We start from the raw sequence: 20463 nt of genomic DNA, 5'->3' as shown, positions 1-20463 counted from the left end.
CTAATCCTATGGTAACTCAGCCGTCATTAGCATTGCCTTAGACCTGGAGCTTTGCGTCCCTGACTTTCGTACAGGTTTGCCTTTTTCAAGGATTCTTTTCACCTTCTTATCTTTGAAAACGCCAAAACCATGAAAAATTGAGAATTATTTTATCGGCAAAATCACATGGATCGTTGTTCCTTTGTTTACTATACTCTCGATTATTAAAGTTCCACCATGTTCTCTGACTATCTTTTCACATATCAACAAGCCTAATCCAATTCCTTTTTCTTTGTTACTAAAGTAAGGTTCACCAACATGTTTTAATCGTTCTTCTGAAATACCAATACCCTGGTCAATAATACAAAATTTGATGGATTTATGAGAGTGACGTATCGAGTGAATGGAAATAGTCCCTCCATTTAGCATGCCTTCTATCGAATTCTGAAGAAGATTGATAACAACCTGTTTTATTTTGTTTTCTTCACAATGGATAGATGGTAGGTCATCCTCATACTGTTGTAAAAATTCTATGTTTTTCATAAGGGCTGGTGATTCAAATTGTTCAACAGTTTGTTGTAGAAGAGTGTTTACATTTACTTTCTTTTTTTCTGTTGATGGAGGCTTCGCAAGATTAAGAAATTCTCCTACAATGCTTTCTAATTTATGAATCTCAGATAATATTAAGTTTGTATAAGGACTATGTTGAAGTAACTGAACAAATCCCTTAATAGAGGTCAGTGGATTCCGTATCTCATGGGCTACTCCAGCGGCCAACTGTCCCACAACAGAGAGTCTTTCCGTTTTCCGTATGGCTTCTTCTGCTTTCCTGCGTTTCGAGTTATCACGAGCTACCACAACCAGACTTTCTACTTTCTGATTTCCATCTATTACAGGCGTTCCTTGAGCCTCGAGGTAAATCCAATTCCCATTCGCATGTTTATATCGAAAATCAACATAAAAGGATTTTTTAGTCAAAATAGAATGGTCGTATCGATTGAAAATACGAGGAGAATCATCAGGGTGAATCCAATCAAAGACTCTATTCCCTTCTAAATCATTTGGCGAATAGCCGAGTACCTTTTGGTGTGATGGAGAGGCATAGCGAATGTTTCCTTTTGTATCGATTACCTCGATTAAGTCCAGCGTATTTTCCGCAATCAGACGAAATTTCGCCTCACTTCTTTGTATAGCTTCTTCATTTCGTTTCCGTTCAGTGATATCGTGATACATCATCAAAAAAGCAGGTTTCCCCTCGTGACTAATGGTAATCCCTGTGACCTCTAAGTGAATTTGAGTCCCATCCACCCTTATAATGGTTTCTTCTGTTGGAGGTACAGGAGTTCCGATTTGATTCATCTCCTGTATTCGTCTTTCAATGATATGAACGGATTCAGGATGAAAATAATCCTTAATCGATTTTCCAACCAATTCCTCTAAGGACGATGTCCCAAATAATTGGATACAAGCAGGGTTAGCATATTGAATGAATTCGCCATGATACACAATAATTGGTTCAGGCGTAGTCATGATCAACTTTTTATACTTTTCCTCAATCCACTTCCTTTCGCTAATATCCACACAAGAGCCAATCACCTCATTGACTTGCCCACCTCTTCGGATAGGGCGTAACGAAGCAAGATACCAAATACCGTTGACTTGTCCTTCGTATAAAACTCTTTCTTCCCCGTTCCAAGCTCTTTGATAATAATTCCTTTTACTTTCTGCTTCTTCAAACGGAAGAAAATCAAATACTTCTTTCCCTACAATTTGTTCAGGTGTTAAATTGGCTCGGTAAAGCATTTCTCCATCACATAAGGTATGGAGAAAACGATTATTCTTTTTTATGAACTTAAAAATCATCCCCTGTTGTTGCCGAACTGTATCCCGTAACTCTTGACGAGCATTTTCTAATTCTTCTTCTAACCACTTTTGTCTATTTATTTCTTGGGGAATTCCTTCGCGATGAATAATTTGTTCTATCTCATGGAATTTTTCAACTATTTTATTTGGAGGCAACGGTTTACTAAAAAAGTAACCTTGTCCCATATTACAAAGGTGTTGTTGAAGAAAAACCAAATCATCTTTTGTTTCCACACCTTCAGCAACCACTTTTAGGTTTAACTGGTGTGACATCGCAATGATTGCCTTAACAAGTGTAGAATCTTTAGAGTCCTCGGTACAATGACGAACAAAACTCTGGTCAATTTTAATCGTATCAATTGGAAATTCTTTTAAGTATTGAAGGGAACTATATCCCGTTCCAAAGTCATCTAAACTGATTTGTACACCCATTTGCTTTAATTCCTTTAAAACAGGAAGAGCGGATGGAACATCCATCATCATACTCTCGGTAATCTCTAATTCAAGGTATTTAGAAGGAATCCCATTATCTTCTATAATTTGTTGAACCATTTCAACTAAATGAGGTTGAGAGATTTGACAAGCTGATAAATTCACTGCCATGACAAAAGGAGGTAAACCCATGTCCTGCCATGCTTTATTCTGTTTACACGCTGTACGCAGCACCCACTCTCCAATGGGGAGTATAAGCCCTGTCTCCTCTGCAAGAGGAATAAAATCTAATGGAGAAATCATACTTGTTACTGGATGTTCCCATCGAATTAACGCTTCCATGCCAACTATTTGACCTGTTACTAAATCAAGTTTTGGTTGATAATACAGTCTAAATTCTTCTCGTTCCAACGCTTGGCGAAGTTGAGTTTCTAATTGTGTTTTTTTATGGGTATTTTCTATATTGGACACCACTGTTTACCTTCTTATCCTTGTGAATTATTTTTATTATTTCTCCATCCGTTTGCCTGACTTTGAAATTGGTTCTTTTGTTTCATATTTTTTGAAGTGGATTTTATTTGTATATTTACTAATGGGTATATTAATTTCCATTCATTATTTATATCGGAACCTTTATTCTTTAAATCAAGAAGTCATGCCACAACCTTTCATTCCAGTATTTTCCCTTTCTTTTTTATTCATAAAAAAAAGGACCTACCTTATACCGGTTTATTTCCGTTTCACTCAAAGTTCCATCAGTAACTGGCTGACATAGTTTGGCACTCTTTAGTCCCTTTAGTTTTGCATCTTTACTTTTCAGATAATTTCCCCTTATCTATTTAATCAGAAAATTAGTCTCATGACTACTATAGTGGATACTTCTACCATTGCAAAGAAAAGTTAAAGATAAATTCTCAATTACTCAATAACACTCCTTTTAAAAAATCCCTTAAACTTTTTATCAACTCCTAAACAATCGTCAGTTTTTGTAGATAAAAGTCTGTAATATCTTTTATTATTTAGATGAAAAGAGGTAAGTAAAAGTTGTTCAAGTTTAAAAACATGAATATCGGGCTTCAAATAAATCTTATTGTTGCTTCTATTATGCTTATACTTTCAGCAGTATTGGAGTATATAGTGTATGGTCAAGTTTCAAGCGGTATAAAACAATCTGTTTTAACAAAAGCAAAGGGCGATGTAAAACTCGCTAATTTATACATAGAAAACAAATATCCAGGTGATTGGCATATTGAAAAAGGGAATCTCTATAAAGGTTCTTCCAAATGAAAGATAACAATGAAATAGTAGAAAACATTGGAAAATCTACTGGGGATACTGTAACTTTGTTTCAGTATGCAGCTCGAATTGCTACCAACGTAACCCTTAAAGGAAAACGAGAAGTCGGTACTCAAGCTTCACAAACTGTTACCGATGTTGTTATACAAAACGGAAATTCCTATTTTGGAGAAGCAAATGGTCTTGGAAATAAACACCAAACTGCCTATATACCTATCAAAGATAATCAAGCTCAACCGATTGATATGTTATATGTGGGTGCTTCCTCCGCTATTGTTGACCAAACGATTCACTCAATCTTTGTCATTTTCCAAACTGTACTTGCTATTTTAGTAGCCGTTGCTGTTGGTGTAGTAGTTCTGTACAATACAAGATTACGAAGACGCATTAACCGAAGCAGGGAAAGGTAATTTTACTGGAGATATTTCAGATGATGCCAAAGATGAAATTGGTCAATTAACCAGTGACTTTAATACTATGAAAACTGAATTATCTTCCTTGATTCAACAGGTAGGCGAAAATACGGAACAATTAAGTGCATATTCCATACAACTTACAGCAAGTGCAGAACAAACGTCTCAAGCAAATGAGGACATTAGCAATACGATACAAGAACCTGCAGAAAAACAATTCACAAGTATAGAAGAAACCTCCCAAGTGGTACAAAATGTTTCCCAAATCGTTGATTTAATAGATTGAACGGTAGCAGATAGTTCTTCTGCTGTAGCTGACACTTAAAATGTTCTGAATTCCTCGATGATTTTCTCCAATGGGACATCATAATATTTATAAAGTTTAATTAATGTGTACAAACGAGGTTTTTTATATTACCTTCTTCATTATTTCTAAGAGTATCACTATGTATCCCGATTTGATTCGATACTTCAGTTTTATTCTGTTGTTTTATCATTCGCAGACTTCTTAGACTATAACCAGATGGTAGATACATTATTATTTTTATTTGATTCTTTAAATAGTTATATCGGTCCAACCAGTATTATGTTTAGAATGCTAATCATTTAATTTGTGCAAATACATCATAAAACTGATATAGTAAGGTTATCCAGCCACCTTATCCCCTGTCCAAAAGAAGTATCGAATTCAATTTCAACTAATTTCAATGACAAAATCAAATACCTTATGTGCCATATTCCGATTTGTAATGTATTTCTCCAAAACCTACTGTTTATAAGTTATCTGTTCCTATACTTTGTGACTATTGCTTTTGGGAAATCCATTATCATATAAACAGCCAGTTTGTAGTAGTTGCTATTTACTCGTTGGTTCGATTCATATTTCTTGGTCAATAGGTATGCCTAGCTTTTATTACTTTCAAATCCGATGCCTTCCTCCCAAATGCCCTTTTTACATTATTAAATGGTTTAAATCCACGCCAAAAGTCACGTTTCTATTTTACGACACATTGATTTACAACTTCCCGCAAACCTTACTTCGCTATTCCGCAATATGTTTGCGTTGTTTTTGCTTGGAACTGTATTTTATAACAGTATTAAACGTGATATACATCTTTAATAGGTGTACGATAACGACAACAGATTTTCCACAGATTTCAAAAAACCCCTATGATATAAAACGGAAAAGCAATGTTCTACGCAGCCTTTCCAAATTAAAAAATACGGTAGTAATATTCTCGCCTTTCTCTCTGCTTTTTTTCATTCCACTGTGTCCCTCTATTTAAAAAACCCTTTAAAACTTAACTCCCCCAAAATAACAAAATACTCAGGGAAAAAAAGGTATAAAAAAAGCCACTCAAATCATGTGGCCTTAAATTTCAGAAAACGAGCTAATACGATTTCTGCCTGTCCGTTTAGAATTGTATAGTGCTTCATCCGCTTTGTTAATAATGTCTTTTACAGTTACGAAATCTTTAGGGTTTATCGTGACATATCCTATGGAAACTGTAATCTTTAAATCAACTTCATTAACAAACAATACATTCTGTTCCACAACTTGACGTATTCTTTCCGCAACTCTTCTGGCGGATGCGGAATTATAATTTGGCATAATGATGCTAAATTCTTCTCCTCCATTTCGAGAGATGATATCAACAGAACGACACGATTTTACAAGTATATCTCCCAGTTGCTTAAGAACTTTGTCTCCAACAGGATGCCCATAAGTATCATTTATCATTTTAAAATGGTCAATATCTATCATAATAAAAGATAAGTCTTCGTTATTTTTGGTTGCTTTTGACAAGGCATTATCTAATTCGCTATTGAATGTCCGAACATTATTAAGACCAGTTAGATAGTCTTTTTGAGCATATTTTTTTAATTGTTTTACGTTTTCTTTGCTTTGCCAAAGATATGATTTAAGGATATAAGTTCCAAAAGTAGCACCTGCAACAGAAAGTGCATATTGAACAAATATAATCGTTGCTAAATGAAAATCAGATATCACGATATAATGTCCAAAACCGATAAACACTACAAACGAGAGGACCATAAATATCCATTTTTTCTCCCTTTTTATGCTGGAATTACATATCATGGAAAATGCAATTGTACTCAAAGTAAGAACAAAAACATTACTAATCGAGGATGGTGAGATTTGATACATTGTCAATCTGAAAATAATGCTGATGGTAGTCGCTATAAAAGCAGATATCCATCCACCATAATAAGATGCTATCATTATAGGAATAGCTCTGAGGTCAAGAAGGAGACCATTACCTCCCTCTATTGGAATGCCAAATTGCATGAGAACAACACCAAAAACACCATGTAGTAGACCACCATAAATTTTGCGTTTAATAGACGCCATCGATGTAACTCCATCACTAAACAGGTATTTATGAATCATAAAAGTCAATGTAAACAATATTGTAAAATTTATAAAAAAGCCTTTCAGAACCATTATAAAATCCCTTCGTAATCGTTAAATTTTGATTTATAATAAATTATATAGTTTATAATGTGCAATCCACTTTAGACCACATCTTACTTTAGTAGAGTTAAAACTTTTGTCCATTGAGTCATGGATTATATTTTTTAATCGTACTTGCAATAAATTAATAAAAAATAATATTCCGTTAATGTATTAGAAAGATATCAGTTTATTTTTCTTTTACCTTTGCTTTTCTTCGTTCGGAAATATCACGAGCTATCACTATAAGATGTTTTACTTCATTCTTTTCATCCAATACAGGCGTTCCAACAGCCTCTACGTAAACCCAACCACCATTGGCAAGTCATATCGGAACTCAACATTACTGGGGGTTTTGGTTGCAATCATGTTAGCATATTTTTCTTGGATATGAAGGACATCATCAGGATGAACCATAGTGTATTCCCCTCATACCTTTCAGGCGGAAAACCTAATACTGTCAGGTGAGAAGGAGAAGCGTACTGTACCACTCCTTTTTTATCTAATACCCAATTAAATACTGCATATTTTCAGCAATGAGACGATATTTCTCCTCGCTTTTGCGAAGAGCTTCCTCTGTTTGTTTTCTTGCTGTAATATCTCGAAAGATTCCTTGGGTAGCTGGTTCTCCGTCATACCTAATTCTAATGGCTGTATCTTCTACATAGAACACAGCCATCTTGCCGAACCATTTTGTGTTCCAAAGGTTTCTTCTCCTTGTTGTAAATGCTGTATCCATTCGACAACTTCTTTCCGAGAATCGAGATGAAAAAAATCTAAAAGTGACTTTCCAAGCTATTCCTTTGGTTGATTAAAACCCAGGATTTTTACTCCTGCTTGGTTAATATATTGAATAAATCCCCTGGCAATTGACCTATGTATCCAATTCCTTATATCGGACTACTAATGGAAATGTTTAATCAAATTTCTTTGAACATTGGGGAAATAGCTAAATTAAAGTTGGGCAAATTAAACGAAATGTTCAATTGTTGTAGAAAGTCAAATGAAAAATTTATCGAGGTAATTTATGGAGAAGATAATCGTTATTTCAGAATATAAAGAAGTAAAGTTATTGTGGTATTAATACCTATTTTGTCACTGATATTATTACTATGATATTCTACATACGAGTTTTTGACATCTTGAAGGTTTTGGATAGATCGTTCTCTTCTTTAAGCATTGACAATCTTAATTTTTCTAAAAATTGCACCGTTACCCCTCCTGCAGGGCTCCCATTTACGAAAATTTGGCCGGTAAGCGTCGATGTGTTTCCTCCAGTACCGGTAGTGCATATGGTATTGGGAGAAGCATTAAAATTATTGATAGTGGCATTATTTTGTGAACAGTTGATAATAGTGATTGGCAAAGTGGCGATTGTTCCAGGACAATCTGGCAGTGTGGCTATAATCGTGCCTGTGCCCGCTCCGTTAGTTGCTATAAATACAGCTGTAAAATGACCAGTTGCATTGGTAATTGTTGTAGTTGGAATTAGGATGCCAAGAGAAGGATTACTTACGGATAAGCTGATAATGACCCCTGCCTCAGCAGGACTCCCGTTTATGAACACCTGGCCAATCATGTGTTATTTCCTGAATTCGAAGAACATAATATAAGCGGGTTAATACTGAAAACAATCGTTGCTGAGGGGTTTGCAGGACAACAAGGTTCAGGGATACAAGTATTCGCACAGCCGCTCCGATGGATATTCTTTAAGGGGACTGTTGTTCGGGTAGTAAAACAAAAACCCATCGAAATTAACACCTCACATATATAGGAATAGTTTTGTATATTTTAAATGACGAAATTGGTTGGACATTTAACACTGTAAATTCCTTATCTATACAGACTCAATCGGTGTCTGTTTTATGAGATGAAGGGATTACAACACGAAAAACAATCAATGTGAGATGAGAATAATGTGTAAAGAAAGGTATATTCAACTTTCAGCACGTCAATAACTTTCACAATCGCTAAAAAACTTGGTGAAGCGTTTCCAAAGAGTTGCAGCGAAATATCCGGACAATTATCTCTACTGGTTCCTTTGGAGTGAGCTTAGAAAACAATAAGGGTATGAAAAACTAGTTGAACAGAAGCTTAATTCATGGTGTGAAATTGTGGAATTGAAGGGCATAATAAAAAAATGAGATCTTACTTTAAAAATATTGAAGCGATTATAAAACCGATAATGATTATAATGATAAGCAGCCCAGTACCCTTCCATCCTAAACTACCAACCAAATCAGAAAGGTTGCTTCCTTGAATACTGCTTGAAAGATTTTTTAATTCCTTTTGTCTCATTCTCTCTCTTCTTTCTTCCGGTGTTTTTTCGTTTTGACTCATTTTCATCCCTCATTTTCTCCTTTTTAACACATTATATATAAGTAACCATATTCCCTGTCTAAAAACAACATTTTTTAAAAAAAGCCTTTTATTAATCCAAATGCAGATACTCCAGAACTATCTAACATAAATCCGGCAGAGACAGGAATACTTCAGAGACATAGCAGAACTGCTCCTATGCGGGCTTGTCATTGTCAGGATTTCAAAATTACATGTATCTCTGTCCCTTTACCCATTTCACTTTTCACTCCAATTTCATATTTGTGCAAATCAATTATTTTTTTGACTATGGAGAGGCCAAGTCCGTTTCCTCCAGTATCCCTATTTCTCGACTCATCAACCTTATAAAAGCGTTCAAATATGTGCATGAGGGCATCTTTCTCCATGCCGATTCCAGTATCTCTTATTTTTACAGTAACGCTTCCTTCCACAGAGTTGTATGCCTCAACTAAGATGGTGCCTCCTTTTGGCGTGAATTTTATACTATTGTGAAGCAGATTGATCCACACTTGACCCATCATGTCTGCATCAGCAGAGACCGTTACATTCTCAAGCGAGATATCCATATTTATTTCTTTTTCCATCCATTGCGGTTCATTGGCAAGAATAATCCGCCGAAGCTGATGATCTAATCGGTACTCATTCCGTGCCAAAGGTAAATGCTCAGATTCCAATGAGGTAAGCTTTAATAGATTTTCACTTAATTTGGATAATCTTATGCTTTCCGTTTCGATAATTCCCAGATAATGATTTCTCTGTTCCTGGCTTAAACCTTCATTCTTCAGCGTATGTGCAAAACCGCTGATGGATGTCAAGGGAGATTGGATTTCATGGGAAACATTCGAGATAAACTCCTGGCGCATCCCTTCCATTTCACCTAATTTTCCCGCCATATGATGAATGCTATTTACGATCTGATAATAGGGGTGATCATTATCCTTGTTCTCGCGAAACTGGTTTTTATAAAAAGAAAGATCGATATTGAAATTTCCTTCCGACATCATCTTCATGGCTTGAATCATCGGGAACAGAAATTTATTTTGTCGTGATTTAACCCATTGGATTTTTCTCAATATAGATATACAGCAGCCAAAGAAGATAAATCCCAAAAAGGAGCTTATTAACTGCCTGATAAATTCACGCGGAGTTATCTGGAGCCAATCATAGAACCACTCTGTTAACCAATAAGCAAAGGACCAGCATATGAGTAACATTGCAGCGACCGCAAGGATTCCCAAAAGCCGTTTTATGGTTTGAGGAACTTTCACGATTTCACCTCGAAACGATAACCGAGTCCGCGGATGGTAGTAATTTTAAAGGGAGAGGACTCATGAGAAAATCGCTGCCGCAAGCGATTTATGTGAACATCAACCGTACGCTCATCCCCCTCATAATCAAATCCCCATATGTCTTCAATTAATTGTTCCCTCGAAAAAGTTTTATTTTGATGTGTTGCGAGCTTAAATAATAGTTCAAATTCTTTTAAGGGCAGTGTGATCTCTTCATTCTCGATAAATACTTTATAAAATTCGCGGTTGATAACGACGTTTCCAATTTCAATATGTTTCGACAGGGTAATTTGATAGCGTTTTAGAAGCGCTTTTACCCTGACTGCCAGTTCAGCAGGAGCAAATGGCTTTACTAAGTAATCATCTGCCCCGAGATTAAACCCCTTTACTTTTTGAGCTGTTTCCCCTTTTGCAGTCAACATTAGGATTGGCAATGTATCGGCATAATAAGAGCGTACTTTGCGGCAAAATGCCCAGCCATCCATTTTCGGCATCATAATATCAAGTATAATCAAATCAATTTTATTTTTTTCGAGTAAGGAAATTGCAATTTCTCCATCAGCTGCCTCTACAGCTGATAAACCTTCTTTAGTAAGGATGATATGTACTAATTCACGGATATGAGGATCATCATCTACTATTAATATGTTTGCCATGATATTCAGTCCTTCTTTAATCAAATATTGATAACTGCCAAATCAATAGGCAGTTTTAACAGTGGATAGTCTTTATTTTACCATTTCTTTTATGCGCGGCGCATATAGGCACGTACCGTCATTGGAGCAAAAACGGCCACTATAGCTGCTGCTCCAATAAGAGAGTGTGCAAAGTCCCAGCCTATTATTCCAGAATTAGTTAAGTCTCTTACAGCTGTAACCAGGTGGGAGATAGGATTAATTTTCACAAACCATTGCAGCACCTCAGGCATTGTATTAGCGGGTACAAATGCGTTAGATAGGAACGTGAGAGGAAAGAGAATAATCATTGAAATCCCTTGTACACTTGAAACTGTGCGTGAAATGACACCGAAGAAAGCAAAAATCCAGCTTATTGCCCAAGAACAGATTATTACAAGAAGCCCTGCAAGGAGTACAAACTCTAAACCACCTTCAGGCCGGTATCCCATTATATACCCCATTGTGAACGTGAGTGCAGTTGCAATCGTATATCGTACAGTGTCTGCCAGCAAGGCTCCAGCTAAAGGAGCTATACGGGCAATCGGCAGTGATTTAAATCGATCGAACACACCTTTGTCCATATCCTCCCGAAGCTGTACACCAGTAACAACGGAGGTCGTAATAACCGTCTGGACGAGAATGCCAGGGATTATAACAGGCAAGTAGTTATGCACATTTCCAGAAATAGCTCCGCCAAAAATATAAGTAAACATGAGAGTGAAGATAATCGGCTGCAGCGTGACATCAAATAATTGTTCAGGTGTCCTTTTTATTTTTAGCAGGCCTCTGTATGCCATGGTTAATGAATTTCTTACTGTTTTCCGGAAGCTTGATTTGTCACGAAGCTTGCGGCTTTTGAGTGCCTGTATAGTTGTACCGCTCATATTGACTCCTCCTAAATATTAGATTTAATGGATACAGTTTCTGAATTACCCTTAAAACCAGCATGATTTCCAGTGATAGATAGAAAAACCTCATCTAAAGTGGGTTTCTGTACACTTAACTCTGCCAGCTGAATGCCAGCCTCCCTCAGTGCGATCAGCAAATCCGTTACCCGGCCGGCATCTGCCATGGGGGCGGTGATTTTTCCGCCTTCCGCAGATACTGCTGACTGGACATTAAGCATTCGTTCAACAATTAAGCAAGCTTGCTGCATAAATTGTTCGTTTTGAATCTTTAAATGCAAGGATGAAGTGCCGATTGATTCCTTCAGTTCATTTACTGTACCTTCCGCGACCACTTGACCGCGATCAATAACCGCAATCCGGTCCGCTAGTTCATCAGCTTCCTGAAGATATTGTGTGGTCAAAAGCACTGTTGATCCTCCACTTACTAACCGGCGGATGGTATCCCACATTTGATTTCGGGTTCTTGGGTCTAATCCAGTAGTCGGCTCATCCAGAAAGATGAGCGGAGGCTGGGAGATGAGACTGGCAGCTAAGTCCAGCCGGCGGCGCATGCCGCCTGAGAAATTTTTCAATGGACGTTTTGCTGCTTCCGTCAAACCAAATTCCTCCAGCAATTCCTGTGCCTTACGTTTTGCATCTGCACGCCCCAAGCCTAATAAACGTGAAAAGATAATCAGATTTTCCGTAGCGCTTAGCGACTCGTCGACAGAGGCATATTGCCCTGTAACACCAATTAATTGCCTGACAAGCTGCGGTTCCTTAACTACATCATATCCAAAAATCCGTGCTGTACCAGCATCTGCCTTAAGTAATGTTGCCAGCATTCTGATAACTGTTGTCTTCCCCGCTCCATTTGGGCCAAGTACACCATAGATCGTGCCAGCGCCAACGTTTAAATCCACCCCGTCGACCGCCCGATTATCACCGAAGGTTTTGACTAATCCATGCGCTTGTACAGCCAGTTCCTTACTTTCCAAAGTTACTTTTTTGCTTAAAAATTGATTCAATATAAATCCTCCCTCTTCTCTGCAGCTGATTATATAGGGATGATAAACCATTAATATGAACTGAATATGAACTGTAAACAAAAAATGAAATATAACCTGCAGCATATTCTCTTTTCCTTCTTATTAACAAATATACTGATTTATGTATCGCAAGGTAAATATGCTTGTGAAGCAATAATCCACCATATACCCTGCTGTTTTTATGCCTTAAATGTACAAGTACATTCTTGCGTATAAATGGCTTTTGCTTTCTGTCCTATAATTTAAAAATTTCGAAATAAATATCTACTAAACTCCATACCCCACAAGTAAGCACAAACAATATAAAAACATTTGTATTTGAAATGACAGACACATATGACAGTTTGCGACTGTCAAAATTCAATGTGTAGCAATTACCGAACTAAAAAAAGATAGTAAAGAAGGAAAATTGAAAAAATCGAACAAATGTTTTATAATATTTTTTCTGAAATAAAAAATCATAGAAATGTTGACTATGGAGGTATTGTATATGTATGTAACGATTGCAGACTTTATTAGAGAATGGAATAGGGAGGCAACGCTAACTCAAAAGGTTTTGGAAGGTTTAACCGATGATTCATTGAAACAAAAAGTTTACCCAGAAGGGCGTACTTTGGGAAGAATAGTCTGGCATTTTACAACAAATATTCCAGAATATTTAGCTCATTTCGGGTTGAAAGTGGATGAAGTAGAAAATGAAGGGAATATTCCAACCTCAGCTAAAGAAATGGCTGAAACCTTTAACCATATAAGTTCTTCTGCAATCAAAGTCATTGAAGAACAATGGACAGACGAATCTTTGAAGGAAGTGCAAACTGCATTTGGCAGAGAAGAAGCAAATGCTCAAATTTTAATGGGACTAATTAAGCACATCGTTCATCATCGTGGACAAGTTACAATTCTTATGCGTCAAGCAGGAATAAAACCTTTTGGGGTTTATGGACCACCAAAAGAAGATTGGATTCACTTAGGTGTAGAAAATCCACCACTTTAATATTATTACGAACCTGTTTGTTAGTAATAGGAATGGGAAACCCAATAGATATAGGGTTTCTTAATTTTGACCGATTATCAACATTGTAGTTTAACAGAGCCATAAATTAAAAGACAGTTAGGGTAGATTTTCTCCTCCCCTAACTGTTAAATGTTTTCTGTATCCAGAATTTCTACGGAAGTCAACTAGTAGACAGTTTAAATTTATTGACTACGTCTGTGAGTTCATTAGCCATATCGTTCATATTAGATGTAGACTTACCAACCAAATCGATTATACGCAACTGCTCAGCAGACAATGCACCTATCTCTTCTGTCTTTTGAGAAGAAGATGTAGCAATTACAGACATTTCATCTATTGTTGCTGATATTTGCTCTGCGCCTGCTGACATTTGTTCTACTGCCGCTGTTACTTCTTGTACTTCGTAATCCACCCCATCGTTCTTAACTAAAATATCTTTAAATGCTACCCCTGCCGATTTAACTAACTCAAGACCTGCATTTGCTTCTCTAACGCCAACTTCCATACCTTCAATAACTGTTTTTGTATCCGTATCAATAAGTTGTATTAGAGTAGAGATTTGGTTAGATGCATTTTTAGACTGCTCTGCCAATTTACGAATCTCCTGTGCCACTACAGAGAACCCTATTCCCTGCTCACCTGCTCTTGCCGCTTCTATACTCGCATTAAGGGATAAAAGATTTGTCTGATCAGCAATACCTGATATTGTGGCTAAGACATTTTCAATATCAGAATATCTTGACTTCATTACGGAAATATTTTCAGATGAAGAACCAACCACATCTTGAATAACCTCAACCTGTTTAATTGCCGACTCAATTCTGGAATACCCCTTATTGGCTTCAGCCACCGCCTCGGAGGACTTTTCAGAAACACTAGTTGCGCTTTCTGCTATCTTAGAAATAGATGCAGCTAACTCCGCAGTTGCTATTGCGCTTTCACTAGCACCCGTCATCTGTGATTGAGCTCCCTCACTCATCTCGGAAACAGATGCATTGATTTCTATTAAAGACGCTTTTGTTATACCAAAGGTATCTGTTAGTTCCTGAGACAAGGTGCTGACATTTGAAGTCGTACTTTGTACCGCGGAAATGATGGTTCTTAGGTTTCCCGTCATTGTAACTACTGAAGCTAAAAGTCGACCTACTTCATCGTTATAGAACGATTTTACTTTACGGATTTCTTTTTCGGCTGTGTGTAAATCATGATTCGCAATGCTCTCTGCAGTAGCTTGAATCCCTTTAAGAGGGTTTAACAACCTTCTAATCATCCAAATGCTAAATGCGATAGCGATAATAATTGCAAGCAGACCCACTAGAGATGTGCTAGGTAAACTAGAATCAACAATATTGTTCGTTATCTCATTCACCATTTTGGCGTCTGTGTCCACACCTAGAACCCCGATGACCTTCCCATCTTTGTTTTTGATAGGTGCAAAAGACGATAAGTAGTCCCCGTATTTCTTATCATGGACAATAGGTGTGTGGGTCGTTTTACCACTTAATACGGGTTTTATATCCTCATAAGTTGTTGTGACAGCAGACTCTCCAATAGGGGAGTACTCCCCTTCTTTTGCGTCCTTAGGTTCACCATCTACTAATATTTTTACTTTATTATCTGAATACTCTAAAGAATAAACATAGAGCGAACCTGTTAGCTCTCTGAAAGAATTCAATTGTTCTCTGACACTTCTGTAAGCATCGTTTTCTTCCTTAGCGTTTAAGAACTTTTCGTACTCTTCTGAGTTTACCTTATTTGCTAGTGACTCCGTTAAATGCTTACTATATTGAGATATTGAATCTTCAGTCGCTTTCTTTGTTTTAGAAACGCTTGAAATAACTGATAGTACCAGTAATATGACGATTAATAAAGACAAAAATGATGTGATACGTGAAGCTAAACTCAGAGATAAATATTTACTTTTCAACTGAAACACTCCTTTTATGAAACCCACTCCTCATAGTGACCCTCCCCCCGATAATCCTATGTCTAAGCGGTCAACCTGTTATATAAACGAAAAGTAGTAAAGCAGGTTCCCGCTTTACTACTCTCTCATTGCCTATCACCAACTACCAAAAGCTGTATGTTCAAATCCCATTGTGGTTAGCTGATAGTTCACCTCCGGCATATACGCTTCATAAAGAACTGCAGTTCTGTTTGACGGATTATATAAAGCGATCTGCCACTTACCTTTTGTTTCGAAGCACTGCTTACTGGATAAATAGTTTTGAACTGTAGTGTTGACTCCGTTGTAGACCATTGGCTTGTCCAGAAAGTATACGATATTTCCTCTTCCTGAAGGTCATCACCTGCACTAATTGATGTTAAGTTTACCTCCATCTCGAATACTGTATGCGCTTGGTACTTATCTAATATTGCTTCTGTCTAGTCCGCTGTTCTGTGTAAATATTGACTTTTTACCCTTTGCCATTTCCTATTCATCCTTGAATGTGTTGCTCTCCATTTTCAGCCCCAGTAACAAAATAATTTGTTTTATTACCCGACTAATATTATCGGCTTATTGTGACAAAAGTTTAGTATTTTTAAAAATCAAATGGACATTGCCTTATACAGGCGTAGCATAAAAACATTGTTCTTCTCTTAAGCTCTGGAATTTACTAGTGGACAGTTGGTTCTCAAGCGCCCCATAGTAGTGTATATACATATGTATATCATTAAAGCTTCTTCCCCTGAAAATTAGGAAAATCTGTATATACAATCATATATAATTGGAAATTCACCTGTACCCCATCGTTTTGATAGGCTTTGCCTAACTTCACACCTCAATTGGGAACAAAAACCCCTTATGCTCTTGAAACACCTATTGTGAGCTCGATAAAAGGGAAGCATGCGAACATCGTGCAGGATTAAGAATGCTTTTCAGCACTTGGCTCAACAAGGAAATTTCGGATCAATTTAAATTGCTTTAACCATTGTCATTGAAAAGGAGTGTCATTTCATTTATTCAAACATACTATAGAACTACCCATGTAAAACCCTCCCTGTATAAAGGGGGATTTGAAATGTCAGATGGAGCTGGAGTTGGTGGATACGGCGGCGGAGGCGGTTTTGCCTTTGTTGTTGTTCTGTTTATCCTCCTAATCATTGTTGGATGTAGTTGTGCTGGCGGTTTCGGCGGCGGAGGCTATGGCGGAGGCGGTTACGGTTACGGCGGTTACTAATACTTCTGCAAAAGCATTAACAAAAGTGGGTCCTTATTTTTCGGGACCCTTTTTTGTTACGCCAGAAAGGAGTGCCCAATTTTAGGGACTCATTTTAATCTCAAACAAAAGTCGGATTACGTAAAATAAAAAAGCTCCTTGATTATACTTGATCATATCTTGACTAAATTTTATTAAAGAATTTGGGCAAAAGGTAAGAAAGATAATACAAGAAGGCTATAGATTCATACCCCATCTATAACCTCTTATTCATTTCTTTTTTTCTAGGCGTATGGTAACCACAGTGAGAAGAACTCCTAGAAACACCATAACAGCAGCTACCCAAGGGGTGTGCTGTAATCCCATGATGTCCGCCGTAATTCCTCCGACGTACGAACCTAACGCAATTCCTCCGTTAAACGAAGCAATATTAAGAGAAGAGGCAACATCGACAGCACTGGGTACATAACGCTGCGCTAGGTTCAACACGTAAGATTGTAATACAGGCACGCTCATAAATGCCAACAGTCCCATAGCTGCCACCGTAATTAGACCAACTGCTTTATAAGGCGCGGTAAATGTAAAGATCAATAAGATAACAGCTTGTACGCTAAACATAGAAAGTAAAGCTTTAAGTGGTTTTCTATCCCCAAACCGTCCTCCTATGGTGTTTCCAATTGCAATGGCTATCCCATATACAAATAGGATAACACTCACTTTTTCAGCACCAATACCCATGATATCCTGAAGAATAGGTGAAAGGTACGTAAAGGTTACGAATGTACCTCCGTACCCTAGAATCGTCACGGCTAAGATAAGTAAAATTCTTCCGTTACCCGCTAATTTCAGCTGATCTTTATAAGATGGTGGTATTTCTGTTTTTAATTGATGACTTTGAATTGCAATAGCATTAAGAATAAGAGCAATTAAACCAATGAATGCAATTCCGTAAAATGGAAATCTCCAACCAAAAATATCACTGATATATGTCCCTAAAGGAGCCCCAATTGCAGTGGCAACCGTAAACCCTCCAAATACAAATGCAATAGCACTTGCTTGACGATTTTTAGGAACAAGACTTGCGGCAACCGTTGAACCTATAGCAAAGAACACACCATGTGCGAATGCTGATAGTATACGCCCTGTTAGTACGATACTGAAAGTAGGAGCAATAGCCGTTATGATATGCCCGATAATAAACAGAACGATAACGGATAATAGCACTTTTTTCCGCGGAACCTTTGCTGTTAGAGAAGTTAAAATAGGTCCTCCTACTGCAACTCCTATTGCATACATTGATACAATTAATCCAGCTGTAGATGTTGATATGTGAAATTCATTCGCAACTGCAGGAAGAACACCTACACTGATGAATTCTGTGACTCCTACACCAAAGAATGTTGCGGCCAAAGCAAATAGTGCAAATTTATTTCCATTTGACTTTGGCGCTGAATGTTCATTTCCATTCATGTGAAGACCTCCTAAGATGTGCTTGATTTCTTATATAGAATACCACCACAATATAATCAATAATAGTGAATGTAAATGATAATGTTATGCATTACTTTTGGATTATGGATTTTTGTGTATACCTATCTTGCCCAGGGATGGAGAATCTCAAGCTCCAGTTAGAGGCGTTTTAGCTTAAACTAAATGATTTTAATGTTATTGAAACCTATTATAAGTTTGGGTCTCAATCAGCTAATTATGTTAGTTTGGGAACGAATTTGAATCAAACGAGCCTTTAGGAGTTTATGGCTCTATGAAGTGACTGATTTTAACCAAAGATGGCCTTGTCTGTTTCGATATTACTGCATAAGTTAAAGTAAGCCGAACCAAGCCAAAACGACTCCGATCCAGACATTCACTCCTCTAAAAAGCGCAGCATAACACCTGCGCTTTTTTTGTTGCAAAAATGGACCAAAACCTTATTAAAAGCCCTGTCCGTCGTGATTGCTTGTACATAGGATAAATTGAGTGACACCAAGAATTTACGCAAAGGGGTGGATAATATGGCAGATGGATATGGTGGAGGATATGGTGGAATGGGTAGTGGATTTGCTCTAATCGTAGTATTGTTTATCTTGTTAATCATCATCGGATGCACTTGCATGTTTGGAGGATCCGGCTATTAATCGATAACTGAATCAGTAAAAGCCTATTAATTGCGTCAAGCCTTTTAATAGGCTTTTTTAATTCACAAAAAAACAAGCCGGAATATATCCGACTTAATCGATGCCACTGTTTTATACGAAACTATTTTTCCTAAAATATGCGTCTTCTACGGAATGAAAAAACGGCAGCTATAAAAAAGAAAGGAAAAAAGCGTCTCCTGAACCCGTTACGAATAAATACTCCCCGTGGCGGGTCAACGGCTTCCATTATCCCACGATGCTCTCTACCATCACGATCCCTCACAATAACCTCGCGGCCCATGTGTCGCATCAACTCTGGCATAGCAATCCCCCTTTTAAAGAATTGCCGTAATGGACAAACTACGGCTTGTTATATCCTATTGTCGGTTGTTATTAAGTGAAACGGACGTTAGCCCAGCTTGTACGAAAAATTGCGCAAAAGAAAAAAGCTCACGAGGGATAGCTCTCAGGCTGCTTCACAGGCGTTAATTTTTCAATTTAGGTCCTATTAAGTTATTTTATTTCAAGACTATCTTTTACAAATAGTCAATTAATTTTTATCAAAATAAAAACCGTCTTTCAAGAATATCTAGAACTTCGAGTTAATGGAGTAATATTTGCCTGCTAAATCAGATTCACTAAATTATTCTATACAGATTCAGGTATTTCTTTTAGATTGCCAACAGCCCCATAAGAGGATCTTTTTATGTTTTGATTTTTTAAAAAATACATAAAAAAAGTGAATTTACCGTTATCCAATCTAAATGCAACAATATTACTTTCCACACTTCAAAATAACAAATCGGTTTCAGTAATACTTACTGCTCAAAACAACTTAAAGGTGCCATATTAAATAATGGCACCTCAGAGCTTCATGCAATAAATAGAGTTCTCGCAAAAATCATTTTGGTCATTAATTGTTATCGAATCTTAAATCTATTTTTTCGATGTTCTTTTCGAAGAGGTGCTGTTTCGAACAATCTCTTCTCCTCTTTTGTTTCTGGTATTATTTTAGGAACAGGTATGGATGAGCCAGTTTGATCAACAGCAACCATTGTAAGAAAAGATTCTGTAGTCAATGTTTTTTTATCTGATAACAAGTCAGTTGAGAATACCCTAACATAAACTTCCATCGAAGAGCGTCCCGTTGAAGTAACGAAGGCTTCTAAACTAAGAGCATCTCCCACGGTAGCAGAGGTTAAAAAATCTACCGAATCTATTGAAGCTGTCACGACCACATTATTACAGTGCTTCATAGCCGCTAATGCTGCAATTTCATCAATATAAGCTAACACCTTACCGCCAAAAATGGTTTGCATATGATTGGTATCTGGCGGCAGGACCAGTCTTGTTTGAATTGTTCTTGAGCGTCCCGCTGAATAGGCTTTTTCCATTGATAGACCCCTCTTTTAAAATTCTTTATGAATATCCGGCGTGGTTATGAAGGAGTA

19 protein-coding genes, 2 pseudogenes and 2 riboswitches are annotated in these 20463 nt (G+C 37.2%); of the genes and pseudogenes, 8 read left to right on the top strand and 13 right to left on the bottom strand.

The annotated features are described in order from the left end of the window. Positions 1-7 precede the first annotated feature (7 nt). Positions 8-91: riboswitch (cyclic di-GMP riboswitch) on the bottom strand. A gap of 53 nt (positions 92-144) precedes the next feature. Then, positions 145-2745: an EAL domain-containing protein gene (locus tag ACN6MY_RS13015; RefSeq protein WP_419880573.1), complete on the bottom strand. Its 2601-nt coding sequence runs from the start codon at positions 2743-2745 to the stop codon at positions 145-147. Positions 2746-3028: 283 nt separating this feature from the next. Further along, positions 3029-3114, bottom strand: a riboswitch (cyclic di-GMP riboswitch). Between the two features lie 204 nt (positions 3115-3318). Between ACN6MY_RS13015 and ACN6MY_RS13010 the strand changes: the two genes are divergently transcribed. The 3 genes from ACN6MY_RS13010 to ACN6MY_RS13000 all read left to right on the top strand — a co-directional run bounded on the left by ACN6MY_RS13010 (position 3319) and on the right by ACN6MY_RS13000 (position 4269). Continuing rightward, complete coding sequence (locus ACN6MY_RS13010; protein WP_419880572.1) at positions 3319-3561, top strand: hypothetical protein; 243 nt, start codon at positions 3319-3321, stop codon at positions 3559-3561. Next, positions 3558-3980 (top strand): cache domain-containing protein, encoded by a 423-nt coding sequence (locus tag ACN6MY_RS13005; RefSeq protein WP_419880571.1) that lies wholly within the window; start codon positions 3558-3560, stop codon positions 3978-3980. The genes ACN6MY_RS13010 and ACN6MY_RS13005 overlap by 4 nt, the downstream gene beginning before the upstream one ends. A gap of 67 nt (positions 3981-4047) precedes the next feature. Beyond that, a complete protein-coding gene (locus ACN6MY_RS13000; protein ID WP_419880570.1) occupies positions 4048-4269 on the top strand; it encodes a hypothetical protein in 222 nt (73 codons plus the stop codon). Between the two features lie 1086 nt (positions 4270-5355). On the opposite strand, the gene ACN6MY_RS12995 is transcribed toward ACN6MY_RS13000, so the two are convergent. The 4 genes from ACN6MY_RS12995 to ACN6MY_RS12980 all read right to left on the bottom strand — a co-directional run bounded on the left by ACN6MY_RS12995 (position 5356) and on the right by ACN6MY_RS12980 (position 8038). Next, a complete protein-coding gene (locus ACN6MY_RS12995; RefSeq protein ID WP_419880569.1) occupies positions 5356-6357 on the bottom strand; it encodes a diguanylate cyclase in 1002 nt (333 codons plus the stop codon). 292 nt (positions 6358-6649) lie between these two features. Continuing rightward, a complete protein-coding gene (locus ACN6MY_RS12990) occupies positions 6650-6736 on the bottom strand; it encodes a hypothetical protein (protein ID WP_419884166.1) in 87 nt (28 codons plus the stop codon). Positions 6737-6961: 225 nt separating this feature from the next. Beyond that, positions 6962-7198: a PAS domain S-box protein gene (locus tag ACN6MY_RS12985; RefSeq protein ID WP_419880568.1), complete on the bottom strand. Its 237-nt coding sequence runs from the start codon at positions 7196-7198 to the stop codon at positions 6962-6964. A gap of 381 nt (positions 7199-7579) precedes the next feature. Continuing rightward, on the bottom strand, positions 7580-8038 hold the full coding sequence (locus ACN6MY_RS12980) for a hypothetical protein (RefSeq protein ID WP_419880567.1): 459 nt from the start codon (positions 8036-8038) through the stop codon (positions 7580-7582). A gap of 341 nt (positions 8039-8379) precedes the next feature. Here ACN6MY_RS12980 and ACN6MY_RS12975 point away from each other — a divergent pair. Next, a pseudogene (locus ACN6MY_RS12975) lies at positions 8380-8522 on the top strand (IS1595 family transposase); the annotation flags it as partial. Positions 8523-8607: 85 nt separating this feature from the next. Here ACN6MY_RS12975 and ACN6MY_RS12970 read toward each other — a convergent pair. The 5 genes from ACN6MY_RS12970 to ACN6MY_RS12950 form a co-directional block, all read right to left on the bottom strand. Continuing rightward, positions 8608-8805 (bottom strand): DUF6366 family protein, encoded by a 198-nt coding sequence (locus ACN6MY_RS12970; protein ID WP_419880566.1) that lies wholly within the window; start codon positions 8803-8805, stop codon positions 8608-8610. 188 nt (positions 8806-8993) lie between these two features. Next, positions 8994-10067 carry a sensor histidine kinase gene (locus ACN6MY_RS12965; protein ID WP_419880565.1) on the bottom strand — a complete coding sequence of 358 codons (1074 nt, stop codon included), beginning with the start codon at positions 10065-10067 and terminating at the stop codon, positions 8994-8996. Then, on the bottom strand, positions 10064-10744 hold the full coding sequence (locus ACN6MY_RS12960; RefSeq protein WP_419880564.1) for a response regulator transcription factor: 681 nt from the start codon (positions 10742-10744) through the stop codon (positions 10064-10066). Before ACN6MY_RS12960 ends, ACN6MY_RS12965 begins: the two co-directional genes overlap by 4 nt. An 89-nt stretch (positions 10745-10833) precedes the next feature. Next, complete coding sequence (locus ACN6MY_RS12955) at positions 10834-11649, bottom strand: ABC transporter permease (protein WP_419880563.1); 816 nt, start codon at positions 11647-11649, stop codon at positions 10834-10836. 11 nt (positions 11650-11660) lie between these two features. After that, a complete protein-coding gene (locus ACN6MY_RS12950) occupies positions 11661-12680 on the bottom strand; it encodes an ATP-binding cassette domain-containing protein (protein WP_419880562.1) in 1020 nt (339 codons plus the stop codon). Positions 12681-13191: 511 nt separating this feature from the next. On the opposite strand from ACN6MY_RS12950, the gene ACN6MY_RS12945 reads away from it, so the two are divergent. Then, positions 13192-13695, top strand: a complete 504-nt coding sequence (locus ACN6MY_RS12945; protein ID WP_419880561.1) for a DinB family protein — start codon at positions 13192-13194, stop codon at positions 13693-13695. A 181-nt stretch (positions 13696-13876) separates the two neighbouring features. Here ACN6MY_RS12945 and ACN6MY_RS12940 read toward each other — a convergent pair whose 3' ends face one another. Continuing rightward, on the bottom strand, positions 13877-15643 hold the full coding sequence (locus tag ACN6MY_RS12940; protein ID WP_419880560.1) for a methyl-accepting chemotaxis protein: 1767 nt from the start codon (positions 15641-15643) through the stop codon (positions 13877-13879). 1096 nt (positions 15644-16739) lie between these two features. Between ACN6MY_RS12940 and ACN6MY_RS12935 the strand changes: the two genes are divergently transcribed. Continuing rightward, positions 16740-16898 carry a YjcZ family sporulation protein gene (locus ACN6MY_RS12935; RefSeq protein WP_419880559.1) on the top strand — a complete coding sequence of 53 codons (159 nt, stop codon included), beginning with the start codon at positions 16740-16742 and terminating at the stop codon, positions 16896-16898. Positions 16899-17147: 249 nt separating this feature from the next. Here ACN6MY_RS12935 and ACN6MY_RS12930 read toward each other — a convergent pair whose 3' ends face one another. Beyond that, entirely contained in the window at positions 17148-18347 is a 1200-nt protein-coding gene (locus ACN6MY_RS12930; protein WP_419880558.1) for an MFS transporter, read from the bottom strand. 127 nt (positions 18348-18474) lie between these two features. Here ACN6MY_RS12930 and ACN6MY_RS12925 point away from each other — a divergent pair. Continuing rightward, positions 18475-18701, top strand: a pseudogene (locus ACN6MY_RS12925) (hypothetical protein); the annotation flags it as partial. 188 nt (positions 18702-18889) lie between these two features. Then, complete coding sequence (locus ACN6MY_RS12920; protein WP_419880437.1) at positions 18890-19012, top strand: YjcZ family sporulation protein; 123 nt, start codon at positions 18890-18892, stop codon at positions 19010-19012. A gap of 920 nt (positions 19013-19932) precedes the next feature. Here the strand turns inward: ACN6MY_RS12920 and ACN6MY_RS12915 are convergent. Continuing rightward, positions 19933-20406, bottom strand: coding sequence for an acyl-CoA thioesterase (locus ACN6MY_RS12915; protein ID WP_419880557.1), 474 nt, complete (start codon positions 20404-20406; stop codon positions 19933-19935). Positions 20407-20463: the final 57 nt, after the last annotated feature.

It is taken from the genome of Peribacillus sp. B-H-3 (assembly GCF_048572925.1).
GTDB lineage: Bacteria > Bacillota > Bacilli > Bacillales > DSM-1321 > Peribacillus.
The sequence above is the reverse complement of the archived record's forward strand: the minus strand, read 5'-3'. Positions and strand labels throughout refer to the sequence as shown.